Here is an 18314-nt window from a genome sequence, read left to right as displayed (position 1 = left end):
AAATAAAAAATTAATGTTTTCTTAATAGATTTTTCTGGGCCGGCTGGTTATTAGCATTTTCCAGTCCGTAGTGGCGTGCTTGCGCTATTTTTTGCTTTTTTAAGTTTATGATAATTGTTTTCATTATCATTCTTTTTTTGCTGTGATTTAATCCTCTCCGCTCAGGCTATTTACCATTAATTTCCCTGTTTCATTAAGGATGCGTTCATGAAATCTCGCTTATCGCCCCTCTGTACGGCAGCGCTGGTTGCCGCTTCTCTGTTTCTGGCGTCGCAGGGGATGGCGGCTGACGGTCAGGACGGGATTGTGGTCTACAACGCCCAACACGAAAATCTGGTGAAGTCGTGGGTGGATGGATTTACGAAAGAGACTGGTATTAAAGTCACGCTGCGCAATGGCGATGACAGCGAGCTGGGTAATCAGCTGGTTCAGGAAGGCGCCGCGTCGCCAGCTGATGTGTTTCTGACCGAGAACTCACCGTCGATGGTGCTGGTTGATAACGCCAAACTTTTTGCCCCGCTGGATGCGGCCACCCTGCAGCAGGTTCCGGCACAATATCGCCCTCAGCACGGTCGCTGGATTGGCATCGCCGCGCGTAGCACCGTGTTCGTCTATAACCCGGCAAAAATCAGCGAGGCGCAGCTGCCGCACTCGCTGATGGATCTGGCAAAACCGGAGTGGAAGGGCCGCTGGGCGGCTTCGCCATCGGGGGCTGATTTCCAGGCTATCGTCAGCGCGATGCTGGCGCTGAAGGGTGAGCAGGCGACCCTCGACTGGCTGAAGGCGATGAAAACCAACTTTGTCGCCTATAAAGGCAACAGCACGGTGATGAAAGCGGTCAACGCCGGGCAGATCGACGGCGGAGTGATCTATCATTACTATCGCTTCGTTGACCAGTCAAAAACCGGCGAGAACAGCAAAAACACCCAACTGTATTACTTCAAACACCAGGATCCGGGGGCCTTCGTCAGCATTTCCGGCGGCGGCGTGCTGGCCTCCAGCAAACATAAAGCACAGGCGCAGGCCTTTATTAAATGGATCACCGGTAAGCAGGGACAGGATGCGCTGCGCACCAATAACGCCTTCGAATATGCGGTGGGGGTAGACGCGGCCTCTAACCCGAAACTGACCCCGCTGAAAGATCTGGATGCCCCGAAGGTGGAACCTTCCTCGCTGAACAGTAAAAAGGTCATTGAACTGATGACGCAGGCTGGCCTGCTCTGATCCTGAGGAAGTGATGTTGCTATGTCTGTTCTGAGTCTGTCGCTCGGAAAGAAAACAGGACGCCTGCCTGAGCGCAGGCGTCCTGCATTTCCGATGGTTGCCTTAGCGCTCCTGTTTTCATTGCTGGCGCTGTTGCCGTTAGGGTTTGTGGTGGCGGTCGGATTCGATACCGGCTGGCCGACAATCAAAGCGCTGGTCTTTCGCCCGCGGGTAGGCGAACTGCTCAGCAATACCCTGTGGCTGACGGTGCTGACTGTCCCCATCAGCATTGTGCTTGGCGTGACGCTGGCCTGGCTGACGGAACGTACCGCGCTTGCCGGGCGGCAGCTGTGGTCGGCGCTGGCGGTAGCCCCGCTGGCCATTCCGGCCTTTGTCCAGAGCTACGCCTGGATCAGCGCTGTGCCCTCGCTGCATGGCCTGGGCGCTGGGGTGTTTCTCTCGGTGCTGGCCTACTATCCGTTTATCTATATGCCGGTGGCGGCCGTGCTGCGCCGACTCGATCCCACCCTTGAGGATGTCGCCGCGTCGCTGGGCACGCCGCCGTGGAAAGTGTTTTTCCGGGTGGTGCTTCCGCAGCTGCGGCTGGCCGTCTGCGGCGGTGCGCTGCTGGTGGCCCTGCATCTGCTGGCGGAATATGGTCTGTATGTGATGATCCGCTTCGATACTTTCACTACCGCCATTTACGATCAGTTCCAGTCGACCTTCAGCGGTCCGGCCGCCAATATGCTGGCGGGCGTGCTGGCTCTGTGCTGTCTGGCGATCCTGCTGCTGGAGAGCGCTTCGCGTGGTAAAGCGCGCTATGCGCGTATCGGCGCCGGGGCGGCGCGCGAGCAGAAGCGCCTGGTGCTGGGGAAAGGGGCCGCCTTCGGCGCGCAGCTGCTGCTTCTGCTGCTGGTGCTGCTGGCGATGGGGGTGCCGTTGCTGGTCCTGGGGCGCTGGCTGTGGCTGGGCGGTATCGATAACTGGCTACATGCCGATCTGTGGCATTCCCTGCGCCAGACTCTGTTGCTGGGGGCGGGCGGGGCGCTGCTGACGACGGTCTGCGCGATCCCCATCGCCTGGCTCGGCGTGCGCTATCCGCGTCCGCTGTTCCGCCTGCTGGAGGGGTGTAATTACATCACCAGCTCGCTGCCCGGCATTGTGACCGCGCTGGCGCTGGTCACCGTCACCATCCACTATGCCCGTCCGGTGTACCAGACCGAAGTGACGCTGTTTCTGGCCTATTTGTTAATGTTTATGCCGCGGGCGCTGATTAACCTGCGCGCCGGTATCGCCCAGGCGCCGGTGGAGCTGGAAAACGTCGCCCGCAGTCTCGGACGCAGCCCGGCCCGCGCCCTGTGGAGTATCACCATGCGACTTGCCGCCCCGGGGGCGGCCGCCGGCGCCGCGCTGGTGTTCCTTGGCGTCAGCAATGAGCTTACCGCCACGCTGCTGCTCTCGCCATTAGGCACCCGCACGTTGTCGACCGGCTTCTGGGCGTTAACCAGCGAGATCGACTATGTGGCGGCGGCGCCCTACGCGCTGTTGATGATCATCATTTCGCTGCCGCTGACGGCGGTTCTCTATATGCAGTCGAAAAAAATGGCAGGGTTGTAACATGCTGGAATTGTCTTCTGTTTCGAAATCCTTCGCCGATGCGCAGGTCCTCGATAATATTCATCTTCAGGTGGCTCCGGGTAGCCGGACGGCAATTGTGGGTCCATCGGGTTCGGGAAAAACCACGCTGCTGCGCATCCTTGCCGGTTTCGAAACGCCCGACAGCGGACGCATCGTGATGCACGACGCGCCTCTGTTTGCCGAGGGCGTGTTTGTTCCTGCCCACCAGCGACGGATCGGCTACGTTCCGCAGGAGGGGGCGCTATTTCCTCACCTCAATGTCGCGGACAATATCGCCTGGGGGCTGGACGCCAGCCGCGAGGAAAAACGTCGCCGGGTGGGCGCACTGATGGAGATGGTCGCCCTTGACCATAGCCTGGCGCGCCACTGGCCGCATGAGATCTCCGGCGGCCAGCAGCAGCGTGTGGCCCTGGCTCGCGCCCTGGCCCAGCAGCCGGCGCTGATGCTGCTCGATGAGCCCTTTTCTGCCCTGGACACCGGACTGCGCGCCAGCACACGCAAAGCGACCGCCGATCTGCTGGCGGAGACCGGCATCGCCTCGATTCTGGTGACTCATGACCAGACCGAAGCGCTGTCGTTCGCCACACAGGTGGCGGTGATGCGCCAGGGACGTTTCGCCCAGGTGGGTACCCCGCTGACGGTTTACTCGCAGCCGGTGGACGAAGAGACAGCGTTGTTTCTCGGCGATGCCCTGATCCTCCCCGCACGGCTGAGCCCCGGGCGGGCCAGCTGCGCGCTGGGCGACCTGGCGACAGACGCAGCGCATCCTGCTGGTGAAGGTAAGGTGATGTTGCGTCCGGAGCAGCTGAGCGTCAGCGTGAGCGGACCACAGGAAAGTACCGCCACCATCCGCGATGTTGATTTCTCCGGCCAGCTCTCCACGCTGACGCTGTCGATGTCCGGGCACGATCGGCCGATTGTTCTGCGAACCGTAAGCCAGCCGGCGTGGCAGCCAGGCGCGACGGTGCGACTGACGGTCAGCGGCAAGGCGCGCGTGTTCAGCGGCTAATCTCTGAGCAGGCGCCGCCGGATATCGGTGGCGCCGCACGGAAAGCTAATCAACTGGCGGATTTAGCCGATAGTATCCGCGCCACTGACCTCGTCGCCATGGAGTGGTAGTACGTTGGAACAATTCCGCGGGGTCAGTCTACCTCACCGCCGTTTTGTCGGCGCGTCGCTTTTTCATTCGTCCCGCTGCGCTTAACTGCTATCCTGTCCCGCGATCGGCCCTGTTGTTACCGTGAGACATCGTTATGCCTGAATGCCATACTCCTGCGAATCGCTCCATTCCGTCCGCTTTGGCGCGGGGTACGTTGCTGCCTGCGCTGCTGGTCATCGTCGCCGTCGCTGTCGGCTGTGCGCTGGTGTCGCCGCCGATCGGCACGTGGCGTGAGATCCTGGCCAACCCCGGGCTCTATATCGATTTGCTGGCGCTGCTGTTTCTGGTGTTTATGCTGTGGAGCTCAGCAAAGGTGCGGATTAGCCATATCGCCGTCAACTGGGTGCGCTATGGGCTGCTGCTGTGGATTGCTGGCGGCACGTTCGATGTGATGGATGAGATAGTGGTTCAGCCGCGCTGGATGGGTTATTACTGCGAAGATCTGCTGCGCCTCTCCGGGATGCTGCTGACCGTGGTGGGCGTCTACAAAATTATTGAGCGCATCAACCTGTTGTACGTTGACGCGCGCTCGCAATCACTGAAGGATGAGCTCACCCAGTTGCCCAATCGCCGTTTTTTCATCGATACCATTCGCGAAAAGTCCGGGCATGCGCTGGGGCTCATGATTCTGGATATCGATTTTTTCAAGAAAATCAATGATACCTGGGGCCACCTGGTGGGGGATGAAGTGTTATTTTCCCTGGGGAAACAGCTGGCGAAACTGACCAGCGAGCAGGTCCTGCCGGCGCGTATTGGTGGGGAAGAGTTTGCCATTATCGTCGATGGCCTGTCGGAGCCTGAGCTGCACGCCCTGGCGCAGTCGATCCTCGACAATGCCCGCACCATCCTGATCAATCATCAGGCGCCGCTGTCGATCAGCATTGGCGTGGGAACCTGGCGGCCGGGTGAAGCGCAGGAGACGTTTATCCGCAAAGTCGACGAGGCACTGTACAAGGCCAAGCACAACGGGCGTGGGCGCGTGGAGTGGGCGTAATATTCCGACACGGCAGGTTAGGTCTGCTGCGTGCTGCGGCAGTGTCGCCGATACTCTGACGGCGAACGCTCGGTGTAGCGTTTGAAGACCCGGCAAAAATAGTTGCTGTCGACAAAGCCGCAGTTATGGGCGATCTCTTTCACCTTCAGGTCGTAGCCGCGCAGCAGCTGTTTTGCCTTTTCCAGACGCACCCGGGTCAGATATTCGTTAAATCCCACCGAGCCTGATTTCTGAAAAATATGCGAAAGATAGTTGGGCGTGATGTGAAAACGTCTGGCCACCGATTCCCGCGTCAGCGGCAGGCTAAGATTTTCCTCGAGGTAGTCCTGAACGGCGAGAAACAGATCCCGGCTGCGACTGACGCGCATTTCCAGCCCAACCAGCTGTTCGCGACAGTGACTCAGCAGCGCGGCGACCACCAACCGCGCGGTCAGCGGATCGGGCTGCAGGCTGACTTCGTTCAGGCTCAGCAACAGGTAAGAGCCCACGCGCGGTCCAAGGCGGGCAACGCTTTGCTTTTCCGTGTGCAGGCTTTTCCCGTCCCAGCGCTGAATACTGAACCCCAGCTTCTGTCGACCAAACAGAATACTCAGGGTGGTGGCCGGGCCGGTCCACTGCGGCAGCGTCCATTTTCCCGCCTGCACGTACAGCACCTGTAAAGTGGTTAACGTCGAGGCGGCCAGTGGCAGCCCCTGTTCACTGAGCTGGCCCTCCAGCACTATTTCCAGACGCGGAAACGGCACGTTGAGGGCGAGGGCAGGGACGGAGATATCCGGCTCAGGAAATCTCACCTGTAAATGATCTTTTTGACTGATTAACCGATGCAGAATATCTGGCAGATCTTCAATCATTCTTTGCCCTCAGCATGCGCATTATCCTGTTGATGGTAATCTATTTTTTATCCCCAGACAGCGTTTGTTTCGTCAATTTGCGCAGCGAATTCCCTGCCAGGCGCCGCGCATGCATCGCCGGAGAGGAGATTGTTGATGCCCATCACACTTCGGTGGCTCGCGTACGTATGTCCAGTTTTTCGTAGCGCTCGCCTCCTGTCATGCCGCGGATGGACCAGTAGAGTTTGTTTGTGTTATCGGAACGTTAAAAAGGAACGCAAAATGAACTCACCATCGGCTAGTTTTCTCGATGCGTTAGGCGCCAGTCAGGCGCTTAGTGCGCAAATGAAACATGAACTCGACACCCTCGGCTACACCGTCGTGCATAACGTCGTTGACGCCCAGTGGCTGAGCGAAATGCGCCGGCTAATTGATACCCTGGTTGAGCGTGAAGGCGACAATCTGGCGATGGAACACCATCAGGAAGCGACTGCGACGCGGATCGCCAACCTGGTGAATAAGGGGGTTATCTGGGAGAAAGTCTGGTCCCACCCGCTGATCCTCTCCGCCTGCCGCTATATCTTCAACGGTGATTTTAAAGTCTCCAGCCTTAATGCGCGTGAGGCGCTGTATAACGGCGGTCACCAGCCGCTGCACGCCGACTGGAAAAAGCCGCGCCCGGATTTTCCCAAAGTCCACCTGGTGAATACCATCTGGGCGATAGACGATTTAAGCGCCGCTAACGGCGCGCCGCGGATTATCCCTGGAACCCACCTGCGGCCGGAGTTGCCGGAAGAAGTCTTGGACGACCCGGAACAGGCCCACCCAGACGAGATTGTGTTTGCTGCGCCGGCCGGCAGCGTGATGATCTACAACGCCCACGCCTGGCACGGCGGTACCCGTAATCGTGAGGGTAGCCGACGACGCGTGCTGCATGGGTTATATATCGATCGCGCGGATACGCCGCAGCAGGACCAGCGGCGCTGGCTGACGCCGGAAACGGCAAGCCGCCTGACGCCAGCGCAAAAGTGGCTGCTGGATGTAGAGTAAGACTCGTCGCCGGTCAGGGAAGTTCTACATAGACGACCGGCTTTTTCATGATGCTTTTCACGGCCTCGACGATCTGCTGCGGCTGCAGCAGGAAGCTCTTGATGCTGGTTTTAATCGTCCGCAGGCCGCTAAAGCGCTGGGCGTCGTCAATTTCGATATCCGTCACCAGCAGCACCACTTCGGCGCGGGCGATATCTTCTGCGGTAATGCGATTTTCAACGCCGAGCGCGCCCTGGGTTTCCACCTTCAGGTGCCATTTTTCATGATGACCGACCTTTTCCAGTCGTTCGGCAGCCATATAGGTGTGCGCCACCCCGCTGACGCAGGCGGTGACGGCGACAATATTGAAGTCCATAACATCCTCCTGGCGTTAACCGCCGATAGTGACGTGGAATCCGGCCGCTTCGGCCATTATCCGATAAGGTTGAATGTCCGCTTCGCCAGGCGCTTTCACGCTGGCCAGCGTCCAGGGTTTGCCCAGCAGACGGTATTTTGGCTCGCCATATTGATGAAACGGCAACAGGTGCATTTCTTTTAGCGCGAACGGCGCGAGAAACGCCAGTATCTGGCGAAAATTATCCACGCTCATGGTGTAACCCGGGATCAGCGGCACCCGCGGGATCAGATTGATGTTTCTTGTCGCCAGCTGGCGAAAATTGTCCAGTACCCGCGGCTGATTCATTCGCAGCAGCGACCGCGCCAGCTCAGGATCCATGATTTTAAAATCAAACAGCACTTCGTCGCTGGATTCAGCCACCGGCAGCAAACGGTCAAAGGCGCCGTCGCCGGCGGTCTCGATGGCGGTGCGGATCCCCCACTGGCGCAGGCGCTGAAGAAAACGGGCGGCAAACCCGGCCTGCATGAGCACCTCCCCGCCGGAGAGGGTGACACCGCCGCCGGAGGCGCGGAAGAAGACTTCATCTTTGAGCACCTCCTGAAGGAGGTTCTCCAGCGTCACGTCGCGACCGATCTGCTCCCATGCCCCGGAGGGACACTCGGCGACGTCCTGCAGACAGCGGGCGCAGCCCAGACATTTGCTCTGCCGGCGCAGGGTCTGGATCTTCGGCGACATTGACTCCGGGTTGGCGCACCACGGGCAGGTGTGGGGGCAGCCTTTGAAAAAGACCACCGTGCGGATCCCCTGGCCATCGTTGAGCGAGTAGCGCTGCAGGTTAAAAATACGCGCCCGATCGGCGCGCGTCTCCATCACCTCACAGCTGATGCGCGGTGCGGCGGATGATGTCATCCTGAATCTCCTTCGACAGCTCAACAAAGAAGGCGCTGTAGCCCGCGACGCGCACCACCAGGCCGGCAAAGTCCTGCGGCCGCTGCTGCGCTTCACGCAGGGTGTCGGCATTGACCACGTTAAACTGAATATGCTGCAGCTTGAGCTTGCAGAAAGCCTGTAAAAAGTCTGCCAGCTTGTTCAGCCCGCCGTCGCCGGCCAGCGTTGCCGGGGTGAATTTGACGTTAAGCAGCGTACCGTTCGACAGCAGATAGTTATCCAGCTTGCTGACCGATTTCAGCACCGCCGTCGGCCCCTGAGCATCCTGACCGACCATCGGCGACAGGCCGCCGTCCGCCAGTTGTTCGCCGGCCAGCCGCCCGTCCGGGGTAGCCCCCACTACCGAGCCCAGCGGCACATGCGCCGAGACGGTATAGGAGCCGGGAGTAAAATGGCCGCCGCGCGGGTTCAGGTACTGCTCCACCTCTTTGCAGTAAAAGCGCAGCAGATCGGCGCTAATATTATCGACTTCGTCGATGTCGTTACCGTACTTCTCAAAACGGTTAATCAACCGGGCGCGGATCTTTTCCCCCTCCGGCGTGCGGAAGTTGGCCTTCAGGACCGCCATCAGTTGGTCAAAACTGAGACGCTGCTGATCGAAAACCATCCCCTTCAGGGCGTGCAGTGAATCGCTCAGGTTGGCGATCCCGATGCCCTGGACGCCGGAAAAGTTATAGCGCGCGCCGCCGGCGGTGATATCTTTGCCGTGCCGGACGCAATCTTCAATGAACGAGGAGAGCAGGGGGACCGGCGCCCAGTCGCGATGGCCGATATCGCAGATATTGCTGCCCTCGACCATCAGCTTGATGTAATAACGAATTTTGTCACGGATCTGACTGATAAGTCCTTCCTAGCTGACCTCCGGTTGCCCTTCATTTTCCTTCAGGACCAGTTCCATAACCTTCAGCAAGTTGAACATGGCGATATCATGCAGGCCGTAGGTGCGGCCAGGGATCGACAACTCGACGCAGCCGACCACCGCGTAGTCGCGGGCGTCTTCCAGCGACACGCCGCGATTGAGGAAGGCGGGGACCACCACCTCGTCGTTGAAAATCTGTGGAATGCCGGTGCCCAGGCGGATGGTTTCAGCGGTTTTACGCAGGAACGGGCGGTCAATCAGCTCGTTGACCCGCACGCCAAGATTCGGCTGCGGCAATTGCACGTTCTGATAGGCATCGAGGCATAAAAACGACAGCGCGTTGACCGCGCTGCGTCCGGTTTCCGTCAGTCCGCCGAGCAGAGCGGTGTAGCCGGTAGGAAAACCAGCGAAATAGCGCGCGCTGCTCGAGGAGCGCAGCAGCACGATATCGTTGCATTTCACCCACAGCGACTCCAGGAGCTCCCTGAGATACGCCGGATCCTGACCCTCATTCAGCGACGCCTGATAAAACGGCAGCATATACTGATCAAAACGCCCCAGTGAAATTGAGCTGGCGTTGGATTCGTACTGCAGAATGATGTTCATATACCAGAACAGCTGGCAGGCCTGGGGGAAGTCCGTTGGCCGGTGCTCCGCGTTGTGGCGCGAAATAGCGGCGATGGTTAACAGCTCCTGCTGACGCTGCGGGTCCTGACAGTGCCCAGCCATCTCCTCGGCCAGCGCGGCGTAGCGCAGAATATGGCGCCGGGAGGCTTCCAGCAGGATCAGCACCGCCTGATAAAAGTGGTTCCCGGGTTGCTGCTCGCAGTGGGCTTTTAGCTCCGCCACCAGCGCCCCGAGGCCATGATTGAGCAGACGCGGATAGTCGATGATGATATGGCCCTGGCCCTTATCGGTCTGGTTCACGCTGAATATCTGGGTGCTGACGGCGGCCTTGACCTCGTCGGTCATCTGGCCGTTGATAAAATCCTTCATTGAGCGCTTTTCCCAGTAGGGGAACAGCGTTTCGCGGTATATTTGCTTATCTTCTTCGCTTATCGCGAAGCGGTCCTGCGGCCGGGTCGGAAAGGCGTCGAGTTCGTTGAGCAGCCAGTAGGGATCCATCTCCGGCGACATAATGCCTGCCCGCGGTTTGATGGTCCGGTTGCCGGCAATCAGTTCATCATCACGAATCGAAATGTCTACCTTATCGAGGATCCAGGCGGTGGCCTTCGCCCGGCGAATAATCACCGGTTCGCCCTCCGTTTGCTGATGACTGGCGGTATACAGCAGAGCGCGCTCCAGGGAGATTTCGCGCGGCTGGGCGAACAGGCTGGCTTTCAGGCGTTGAGTACGATTCGTCATGACAAACTCCATGTGGTGGCGAAGGGCGCGAGGGCGCCCCTTGTAAGGCTTCAGGTACGCTGAGAAAGATGGCTGTCTATCTTGTTCATGATGGCGTCGGCGCGCTTGACCGCATCGCTGATATTGACGCGCACGATAGTTTTCCCGGCAAAACGCTCTTCGAATTTGATACCGATATCTTTGGTCAGGATGACCATATCGGCGGCGGCGATCTCTTCGGCGGTCAGTTCGTTTTCAATGCCGATTGAGCCCTGGGTTTCGACTTTAACCTGCCAGCCTTTGGCTTTGGCGGCGCTTTCCAGCGACTCGGCGGCCATGTAGGTGTGAGCCACGCCCGACGGGCAGGCGGTGACAGCGATAATGTGGGTCATAATCTGTTCCTTCCAGTCTGTTAGTTAATTTCGAAATCAAGATCTAATTCGTCGTCGGCTTTAGCGTCAGACGATTTCTTTTTAGCTAGCGCTTTCAGCACAATGACGCAGGCGGCGCTGACGCAGGCACCGACCAACAGCGCGGCGATAAAGCCAAGTTTGCCCTGGACCACCGGCAGCACGATGAGCCCGCCCCAGCCGGCGTAACACTGGGCCCCCAACAGCGCCGCGGTGACGCAGCCGCTGGCAGCGCCAATCATATTGGCCGGAATAACGCGCAGCGGGTCGGCAGCGGCAAAGGGAATCGCCCCTTCAGTGACCCCGACGCAGCCCATCACCAGCGCCGCTTTGCCGGTTTCCCGCTCTTCGGCGGTGAAATATTTACGGCCGATCAGCGTCGCCAACCCCATCCCCAGCGGCGGCACGGCGATGCCGACGGCGGCGATAGCCACCACGCTGTAGACCCCCTGCGAGACGCAGATCAACATGAAGGCGTAGGCCACTTTGTTCACCGGGCCGCCCATATCAAAGGCCAGCATCAGGCCCATAATGATGGCCAGCACCACGATGCTGCCTTCACGCATACCCTGCAGCCAGCCGGTCAGGTTAGCGGTTAGCGCGCCCACCGGTTCGCCGAGCCCCCACATCATGATCCCGGCGGTAATAAAGGTGCCGATGATGGGAATAATGAAAATCGGCATCACCGAGCGCAGCACCTTGTGGACCGGTATTTTTTTCAGGTAGTAGACCACCAGGCCGCCGATCATGCCGGCGATCAGCGCGCCGAAGAAGCCGGCGCCGAAGCTGTTGCCCACCCAGGCGCCGATGGCGCAGGGCGCCAGCGCGGCGCGGTCAGCGATGGAGTACCCGATGTAGGCGGCGAGAAAAGGGACCATCAGCGTTAGCCCGGCGACCCCGATGTCAAACAGCTTCTTCAGGTTGGGATCGGTGGCGGCATCGGGAACTGCGCCTTTGCCATACAACATGACGGACACCGCCAGCAGGATCCCACCGGAGACCACAAAGGGGATCATGTGTGACACGCCGGTCATCAGATGCTGGCGGGTATTTTTTAGTATTTGCACCAGTTCGTTCATTGTTTGCTCCTGAGCGCTGTAGGGCCCGTGACAGTATTGATGGCTCAACATTAGAAAAAGGTCGCCGCATAAAACAGTAGAGAAAAAGTGCATTTACTGGACATTTGTAAGGTTAGAAAGGAATTGCGATCCACCTCAAATCTTAGTGATGGCAGGAAGGATGGGCGCTAAATGGATGGAATTGTGATGGCGGGCATAAAAAAGTATCGTGTGTACAATAGTCCAGTAATTGCCAGTTTTATCACCTAGTCCCCGGCCCCTTCATTCATTACCTTTTGGGTAAATAATGGATTGCTCAGGAGGAAGACGATGGCTCTGGTCATTGAATTTACATGTGATTTGCCAAACGGCGTGCATGCGCGTCCGGCCAGTCTGGTCGAAACGCTGTGTAACCGTTTTTCATCGGCGATTGAGTGGCGCAATCTGCGCCGCGAGACCAGCGGAAATGCCAAGAGCGCGCTGGCGATCATCGGCAGCAATACCCTGAAGGGCGACGCCTGCCAGCTGGTCATTCATGGCGAAGATGAAGCCGACGCGTTCGCCGCCTTAAGCGCCTTTATCGAAAATGAATTCCCGCGGTGCGACGCGCCGCTGCCCGCTGCGCATGCGCTGGAGATCCAGCCGGTGCCTGCGTCGCTCTCGCGGCTGAACCCGACGCTGTTTCATGCCCGCCCGGTGTGCGCCGGCAGCGCGGGGGGCAGGCTAATACACCTGAAATCCCGCGATCTGCATGAGCTGGGGGAACTGCCGGGCGCCGTCGCTCCCGAACAGGAGCAGGCGGCGCTGGATAATGGCCTGCGCCTGCTGGTAAAAGATATTGAGCTGCGGCTGCTGGACAATGACGGCACCGCCAGCGCAATCCTCGACGCTCACCGTTCGCTGGCGACGGATGCCTCGCTGCGCCAGCACCTGCTCGACGGCATTCTTACCGGCCTCAGCTGCGCGCAGGCGATTGTCGCCACCAGCGACCACTTCTGCGCACGGTTCCGCGACTCCGGCAACACTTATCTACAGGAGCGGGTGCTCGATGTGCGCGATGTCTGCTTCCAGCTGTTGCAGCATATCTATGGCGAAGCCCGCTTTCCCCCCCCGGGCCAGCTGCGGGAGGCCGCCATTTGCCTTGCCGACGAGCTGACCCCCAGCCAGTTTCTCGAACTGGATAAAGCGCATCTCAAAGGGCTGCTGCTGCGCGGCGGCGGCACCACGTCGCACACCGTGATCCTCGCCCGCTCGTTCAATATTCCGACCCTGGTGGGGGTTGACCTCGACGCACTGTTGCCGTGGGAGGGTACCCAGGTGCAGATCGACGGCACCGCCGGATTGCTGGTGGTGGATCCGAGTCCGGCGGTGGCGCGCTACTATCAGCAGGAGGCCTGGGTTCAGGCGCAGATCCAGCAACAGCAGCAGGTATGGCTGGATAAGCCAGGGCAGACGGAAGACGGTATCCGCGTCGAGATCGCGGCGAACATCGCCCATTCGGTAGAGGCGGTGGCGGCATTCAACAATGGCGCGCAGTCGGTTGGCCTGTTCCGCACAGAGATGCTGTATATGGACCGGCCCGGCGCGCCATCGGAAGATGAGCTTTACAACATCTTCTGTCAGGCGCTGGAGCCTGCCGCAGGGCGCAGCATTATTGTGCGGACTATGGATATCGGCGGTGATAAGCCGGTGGCCTATCTCAACATTCCTGCGGAAAATAACCCCTTCCTCGGCTACCGCGCGGTGCGCATCTATGAAGAGTACCAGGCGCTGTTTCATACTCAGCTGCGGGCGATTCTACGCGCCTCGGCGCACGGCGCGCTGAAGATCATGATCCCGATGATTTCCTCCATGGAAGAGATCCTGTGGGTGAAAGAGCGGCTGGCGGAGGCCAAACAGTCGCTGCGCGTTGAACAGATCCCGTTTGATGAAAAAATCCCGCTGGGCATCATGCTGGAGGTGCCGTCGGTGATGTTCATCATCGATCAGTGCTGCGAAGAGGTGGACTTCTTTAGCATCGGCAGCAATGACTTAACGCAGTATCTGCTGGCGGTCGACCGCGATAACGCGAAAGTGACGCGCCATTACAACAGTCTCAACCCGGCCTTCCTGCGTGCGCTGGACTATGCCGTGCAGGCGGCGCACCGGCAGGGGAAATGGATCGGCTTGTGCGGCGAGCTGGGGGCCAAAGGTTCGGTGCTGCCGCTGCTGGTCGGCCTCGGCCTGGATGAACTGAGTATGAGCGCGCCGGCGATCCCGGCGACCAAAGCGCGTCTGGCGCAGCTGGACAGCCGCGCCTGCCGTCAGCTGCTGAATCAGGCGATGCAGTGCCGTACCTCGCTGGAGGTGGAGCATCTGCTGGCCCAGTTCCGTATGCGCCAGCAGGAGGTGCCGCTGGTGAGCGCCGAGTGCATTACGCTCAACAGCGACTGGCGTAGTAAGGAAGAAGTGCTGAAGGGGATGACGGATAACCTGCTGCTGGCCGGTCGCTGCCGCTACCCACGCAAGCTGGAGGCTGACCTGTGGGCCCGTGAGGCGGTGTTCTCCACCGGGCTTGGCTTTAGCTTCGCCATACCGCACAGTAAATCCGAGCATATTGAGCAGTCGACCATCAGCGTCGCCCGGCTGGCGCAGCCGGTGATGTGGGGCGATGAAGAGGCGCAGTTTGTGATTATGCTGACGCTAAACAAGCACTCGGCGGGCGACCAGCATATGCGCATCTTCTCGCGGCTGGCGCGACGCATTATGCATGCGGAGTTCCGTCAAGCTCTGGTCTCCGCGCAGAGCCGCGAAGATATCGCGCAACTGCTGCGCCGCGAGCTGGAACTGTAATTGTCTCTCCGGCCAGCGGCGCTGGCCGGAGAGCGAGCTATAAATCCAGCACTAACCGGCCGCCTTTGGCGCGCGAGCAGCAGATCAGCATACTCTGTTGGCTGGCTTTCTCTTCCTCGCTGTAATACTGATCGCGGTGGTCCGCTTCCCCTTCCAGAATCATCGTTTCGCAGGTGCCGCACACCCCTTCACGGCACAGACATTCCACCTTCGCCGCTTTGTTATTCTCAATAACCTGCAAAATGGTCATGTCCTGCGGTACGGTAAATTCGCGTCCGGAACGCGCCAGCACCAGGGTAAACGCCTCTCCGCCTTTATCCTCAACGATAAACTGCTCAAAGTGCAGTTGACTGGCGGGCACCTGATGGCGTTCGGCGGCGGCTTTCACCGCCTCGTTAAGCGCCGCCGGGCCGCAGGTATACACGTGGGTTCCGGGCTCGAGGTCGGCGAACAGGCGCGGCAGGTCGAGACGGCTGCCGAGCGCTGATACATGAATATTGACCCGATCGCGCCACGGCGCGGCGCTGAGCGCATCGACGAAAGCATTATTGTCGGCGTCGTGGAAACAGTAGTGCAGCTGCCAGTCGGCCTGCTGTTGTTCCAGTTCCGGAATATGCGACAAGAATGGCGTAATGCCGATACCGCCGGCGATCAGCAGATGTTTTCGCGCCTGTGGTTCGATGGCGAACAGGTTGTTGGGCGTGGACACCGTCAGGGTATCGCCCGGGCGCACCTGCTGGTGCATAAAGCGCGAGCCGCCTTTGGAAAGCGACTCAAGACGCACCGCAATCTGCCAGCTGGTGGTATCCAGCGGCGAGCTCATCAGCGAATAAGCATTGCTGTAGCGCTGCTCGCCATCCTGCATCTGGACGATAATATGGCTACCGCCGCTGAATCCCGGCAGCGGGGCGCCGGTCGACGACACCAGCGTAAAACGCTTCACCTGGGCGGTGATCTGTTCAACATCGCGAACGATCGTCTCAAACATTTGATAATCAGACATCGCTGAACTCCATCAAAAATCCCGGCGTGGCCAGAGCCGCCGCCGGGAGAATACATTTATAACCCCTGGCAGAGATACTTCATCTCCAGGTAATCTTCGATTCCGTGTTCCGAGCCTTCGCGGCCAAGACCCGACTGTTTCACCCCGCCAAATGGCGCGACTTCGTTGGAAATCAGTCCGGTATTGATGCCGACCATGCCGTATTCCAGCTGCTCGGAGACGCGCCAGATACGGGCGGCATCGTTGCTGTAAAAATAGGAGGCGAGACCGTAGATGGTGTTATTCGCCTGCTCGATGACCTGCTGCTCATCGTCAAATTTCACTAGCGCCGCCACCGGGCCGAAAATCTCTTCCTGCAGCAGCAGTGACCCCGGTTGTACGTCGCCGATCACCGTAGGGGTGAAAAAATTACCGCCCAGTGGGTGCGCTTTACCGCCGGTTAACAGCGTGGCGCCGCGGCTCAGGGCGTCGTCGAGCAGGGACTGGACTTTGCGCCCGGCGTCGGCGTTGATCAGCGGGCCAATCTGGACATCGGACTCGCTGCCATCGCCCACTTTCAGGGCGGCGACGCGGGCGACGAATTTATCGCAGAATTGGTCGTAGACGGCGCGATGAATATAGAAGCGATTGACGCAGACGCAGGTTTGCCCGGCGTTGCGGAACTTGGCGATCAGCGCTCCCTCGACCGCTTTATCGATATCGGCGTCATCAAAGACGATAAACGGCGCGTTACCCCCGAGCTCTAAAGAGAGCTTTTTGATGGATTCCGCGCACTGGCGCATCAGCACGCGGCCAACTTCGGTCGAGCCGGTAAAGGAGAGCTTACGCACCCGTTCATCGCCGGTGAACACCGCGCCAATCTCACGCGACTGTCCGGTGACAACGTTAATAACGCCCTGCGGGATCCCGGCCTGATTCGCCAGTTCCGCCATCGCCAGCGCGGTAAACGGCGTTTCGTTGGCGGGCTTTATCACCATCGTACAACCCGCGGCCAGCGCCGGGCCGGCCTTACGGGTGATCATCGCCGCCGGGAAGTTCCACGGGGTGATCGCCGCGCAGACCCCCACTCCCTGGCGGATCACCATCAGGCGTTTATCGGCGCCGGGGGAGGGGATTATCTCGCCGTTGGCACGTTTCCCTTGTTCGGCAAACCACTCGATAAATGAGGCGGCATAGGCGATTTCGCCTTCCGCTTCCGCCAGCGGCTTGCCCTGCTCGGCGGTCATTATCTGCGCCAGCGCGGTCTTGTTTTCGAGGATCAGGCGGTGCCAGTTCTTCAATAACGCGGCGCGCTGGGCGGCGGTAAGCGCGCGCCATGCCGGCAGCGCGGCAGCGGCAGCATCCACCGCCTGCTGCGCTTCCGCCCGACCCATATTGGGGATCTGGCCGAGCGTCGCGCCGGTGGAAGGGTTGCTGACGGCAAGCGTCGTGCCGTCGGCGGCGTCGCGCCAGCTTCCGGCAATCAGCGCCTGCTGGCGAAACAGATCTGAGTGAAACACGGACATAGCCAACTCCTTCAACGATTACGGCTGGAACACCTGGGCCACCAGATTGTGGAAATGCGCGATACCGTGCTCGGAGATACCGCTGCCGCTGTTATCCGCCATAATGCGCCCCTGGCCGCGATAGCCGCGGGACTTCAGCCCCTTCTGCACGCTTTCCACCAGGCGTAAATCTTCCGGGCGGAACACGTCGCGATACCACTCAATCAGCGCTTTCTGATCGTCAGTCAGCTCTTCGTTGGTGAAATAGATGTCGTAATTCTGCAGAGTGGTCTCTTCATCCACCGGGAATTCATAGATCACGGTCATCATGCCCTTGATCGGCGTCACGTTGAACATGGTGCACGGCCACAGCCAGAAACCGTGGAACGCGGCGTCGGTACCTTCTTCGAATTTAAACGACTGCTCGGACGGCTTGGCGAAGCCATACTGCAGCGTCCATTTGCCGTGCATGGTGTGCCAGTAACGGTCAACCTGTACGGAATCCGAGAAGCCCGGGTGCGCCGGGCCGCAGTGGTAACATTCCAGATAGTTATCGACGATATTTTTCCAGTTCGCCGGGGTGAGAGTGGTAAAGCGCGCCGCCAGTTTCAGATCATGCACGTCCGGGCAGGCTTCCAACACTTTGTCCTGCAGGCCCGGCAGCTGCGTTTCCACGCTCTCTGCTTGCGGGTTCATATTGATAAACACAAAGCCGGCATACTCTTCCAGGCGAACCGGCACCAGCTGCGCCTTTTCGCTATCGAAATTCGCCACGTTTTCGCAGTTGCGGGCGTGGGCGAGATTGCCGTCAAGCTTGAAGGCCCAGGCGTGATAGGGGCAGGTAATCACGTTTTTGGCTTTACCTTCACCGCTCAGCAGCTGGTGGCCGCGGTGCGGGCAGACGTTATAGAAAGCGCGCAGAATGTTGTCGCGGCCGCGGACGATAACGATATTTTCGCCAATGATCTCCCGGGTGATGTAGTCGTTCGGCCGGGCGACCTCGCTGCCGTGGGCGACGCAAATCCAGCTATTGGCGAAGATGCGCTCTTTCTCGTGTTCAAACGCCTGGCTGTCGGTATAAAAACGGGCCGGAATGGTCCAGGCATCCTGCGGATTGGCGCAAAAGTTAATCGGCAGAGTAAAGTCAGGGCTCAAATTGCTCATG

General features: G+C 59.4%; 14 protein-coding genes and 1 pseudogene. 6 read left to right on the top strand and 9 right to left on the bottom strand.

What is annotated here, in order from left to right; all coding sequences use genetic code 11:
• The first annotated feature begins 207 nt into the window (after nt 1-207).
• The 4 genes from ABLU73_RS15340 (at nt 208) to ABLU73_RS15325 (ending at nt 4994) form a co-directional block, all read left to right on the top strand.
• Complete coding sequence (locus ABLU73_RS15340; protein ID WP_348850266.1) at nt 208-1224, top strand: iron ABC transporter substrate-binding protein; 1017 nt, start codon at nt 208-210, stop codon at nt 1222-1224.
• Between the two features lie 21 nt (nt 1225-1245).
• Nucleotides 1246-2820 (top strand): iron ABC transporter permease, encoded by a 1575-nt coding sequence (locus ABLU73_RS15335; RefSeq protein ID WP_023317876.1) that lies wholly within the window; start codon nt 1246-1248, stop codon nt 2818-2820.
• Between the two features lies 1 nt (nt 2821).
• Entirely contained in the window at nt 2822-3850 is a 1029-nt protein-coding gene (locus ABLU73_RS15330) for an ABC transporter ATP-binding protein (protein WP_136023079.1), read from the top strand.
• Between the two features lie 244 nt (nt 3851-4094).
• Nucleotides 4095-4994: a GGDEF domain-containing protein gene (locus tag ABLU73_RS15325; RefSeq protein WP_053810582.1), complete on the top strand. Its 900-nt coding sequence runs from the start codon at nt 4095-4097 to the stop codon at nt 4992-4994.
• Between the two features lie 17 nt (nt 4995-5011).
• On the opposite strand, the gene ABLU73_RS15320 is transcribed toward ABLU73_RS15325, so the two are convergent.
• Nucleotides 5012-5845, bottom strand: a complete 834-nt coding sequence (locus tag ABLU73_RS15320) for an AraC family transcriptional regulator (protein WP_032455802.1) — start codon at nt 5843-5845, stop codon at nt 5012-5014.
• Between the two features lie 261 nt (nt 5846-6106).
• Between ABLU73_RS15320 and ABLU73_RS15315 the strand changes: the two genes are divergently transcribed.
• Nucleotides 6107-6874: a phytanoyl-CoA dioxygenase family protein gene (locus ABLU73_RS15315; RefSeq protein ID WP_017899475.1), complete on the top strand. Its 768-nt coding sequence runs from the start codon at nt 6107-6109 to the stop codon at nt 6872-6874.
• A gap of 13 nt (nt 6875-6887) precedes the next feature.
• On the opposite strand, the gene ABLU73_RS15310 is transcribed toward ABLU73_RS15315, so the two are convergent.
• From ABLU73_RS15310 to ABLU73_RS15290, 5 genes and pseudogenes are all read right to left on the bottom strand, one after another.
• On the bottom strand, nt 6888-7229 hold the full coding sequence (locus ABLU73_RS15310) for a PTS fructose-like transporter subunit IIB (RefSeq protein ID WP_004201460.1): 342 nt from the start codon (nt 7227-7229) through the stop codon (nt 6888-6890).
• A 15-nt stretch (nt 7230-7244) separates the two neighbouring features.
• A complete protein-coding gene (locus tag ABLU73_RS15305; RefSeq protein WP_004201461.1) occupies nt 7245-8120 on the bottom strand; it encodes a [formate-C-acetyltransferase]-activating enzyme in 876 nt (291 codons plus the stop codon).
• A pseudogene (locus ABLU73_RS15300) lies at nt 8086-10383 on the bottom strand (formate C-acetyltransferase). The gene ABLU73_RS15305 and the pseudogene ABLU73_RS15300 overlap by 35 nt, the downstream one beginning before the upstream one ends.
• A gap of 50 nt (nt 10384-10433) precedes the next feature.
• Nucleotides 10434-10754 carry a PTS fructose-like transporter subunit IIB gene (locus ABLU73_RS15295; RefSeq protein WP_004201463.1) on the bottom strand — a complete coding sequence of 107 codons (321 nt, stop codon included), beginning with the start codon at nt 10752-10754 and terminating at the stop codon, nt 10434-10436.
• Nucleotides 10755-10774: 20 nt separating this feature from the next.
• Complete coding sequence (locus tag ABLU73_RS15290) at nt 10775-11851, bottom strand: PTS fructose transporter subunit EIIC (RefSeq protein WP_023317881.1); 1077 nt, start codon at nt 11849-11851, stop codon at nt 10775-10777.
• Nucleotides 11852-12160: 309 nt separating this feature from the next.
• Here ABLU73_RS15290 and ptsP point away from each other — a divergent pair, with 309 nt between their 5' ends.
• A complete protein-coding gene (ptsP, locus tag ABLU73_RS15285; protein WP_264923441.1) occupies nt 12161-14662 on the top strand; it encodes a phosphoenolpyruvate--protein phosphotransferase in 2502 nt (833 codons plus the stop codon).
• A 37-nt stretch (nt 14663-14699) separates the two neighbouring features.
• Here the strand turns inward: ptsP and ABLU73_RS15280 are convergent, their stop codons facing one another.
• Genes ABLU73_RS15280 through yeaW form a run of 3 tightly spaced genes read right to left on the bottom strand, consistent with a single transcriptional unit; the run spans nt 14700 to nt 18313 of the window.
• Nucleotides 14700-15665, bottom strand: coding sequence for a PDR/VanB family oxidoreductase (locus ABLU73_RS15280; protein ID WP_114505850.1), 966 nt, complete (start codon nt 15663-15665; stop codon nt 14700-14702).
• A 56-nt stretch (nt 15666-15721) separates the two neighbouring features.
• A complete protein-coding gene (locus ABLU73_RS15275; RefSeq protein WP_004201467.1) occupies nt 15722-17170 on the bottom strand; it encodes an NAD-dependent succinate-semialdehyde dehydrogenase in 1449 nt (482 codons plus the stop codon).
• A gap of 18 nt (nt 17171-17188) precedes the next feature.
• Nucleotides 17189-18313, bottom strand: a complete 1125-nt coding sequence (gene yeaW / locus ABLU73_RS15270) for a carnitine monooxygenase, oxygenase subunit YeaW (protein WP_004201468.1) — start codon at nt 18311-18313, stop codon at nt 17189-17191.
• Nucleotide 18314: the final 1 nt, after the last annotated feature.

Origin of the sequence: Klebsiella sp. GG_Kp175 (assembly GCF_040062325.1) — a bacterium.
Classification (GTDB): domain Bacteria; phylum Pseudomonadota; class Gammaproteobacteria; order Enterobacterales; family Enterobacteriaceae; genus Klebsiella; species Klebsiella quasipneumoniae.
Note: the sequence above shows the minus strand (reverse complement) of the source record. Positions and strands in the feature narration are given on the sequence as shown.

Bases quoted from the DNA above. Each gene is read 5' to 3' on its own strand.
- ABLU73_RS15340 (WP_348850266.1), top strand. From the start codon at position 208: ATGAAATCTCGCTTATCGCCCCTCTGTACGGCAGCGCTGGTTGCCGCT.
- ABLU73_RS15335 (WP_023317876.1), top strand. From the start codon at position 1,246: ATGTCTGTTCTGAGTCTGTCGCTCGGAAAGAAAACAGGACGCCTGCCT.
- ABLU73_RS15330 (WP_136023079.1), top strand. From the start codon at position 2,822: ATGCTGGAATTGTCTTCTGTTTCGAAATCCTTCGCCGATGCGCAGGTC.
- ABLU73_RS15325 (WP_053810582.1), top strand. From the start codon at position 4,095: ATGCCTGAATGCCATACTCCTGCGAATCGCTCCATTCCGTCCGCTTTG.
- ABLU73_RS15320 (WP_032455802.1), bottom strand. From the start codon at position 5,845: ATGATTGAAGATCTGCCAGATATTCTGCATCGGTTAATCAGTCAAAAA.
- ABLU73_RS15315 (WP_017899475.1), top strand. From the start codon at position 6,107: ATGAACTCACCATCGGCTAGTTTTCTCGATGCGTTAGGCGCCAGTCAG.
- ABLU73_RS15310 (WP_004201460.1), bottom strand. From the start codon at position 7,229: ATGGACTTCAATATTGTCGCCGTCACCGCCTGCGTCAGCGGGGTGGCG.
- ABLU73_RS15305 (WP_004201461.1), bottom strand. From the start codon at position 8,120: ATGACATCATCCGCCGCACCGCGCATCAGCTGTGAGGTGATGGAGACG.
- ABLU73_RS15295 (WP_004201463.1), bottom strand. From the start codon at position 10,754: ATGACCCACATTATCGCTGTCACCGCCTGCCCGTCGGGCGTGGCTCAC.
- ABLU73_RS15290 (WP_023317881.1), bottom strand. From the start codon at position 11,851: ATGAACGAACTGGTGCAAATACTAAAAAATACCCGCCAGCATCTGATG.
- ptsP (WP_264923441.1), top strand. From the start codon at position 12,161: ATGGCTCTGGTCATTGAATTTACATGTGATTTGCCAAACGGCGTGCAT.
- ABLU73_RS15280 (WP_114505850.1), bottom strand. From the start codon at position 15,665: ATGTCTGATTATCAAATGTTTGAGACGATCGTTCGCGATGTTGAACAG.
- ABLU73_RS15275 (WP_004201467.1), bottom strand. From the start codon at position 17,170: ATGTCCGTGTTTCACTCAGATCTGTTTCGCCAGCAGGCGCTGATTGCC.
- yeaW (WP_004201468.1), bottom strand. From the start codon at position 18,313: ATGAGCAATTTGAGCCCTGACTTTACTCTGCCGATTAACTTTTGCGCC.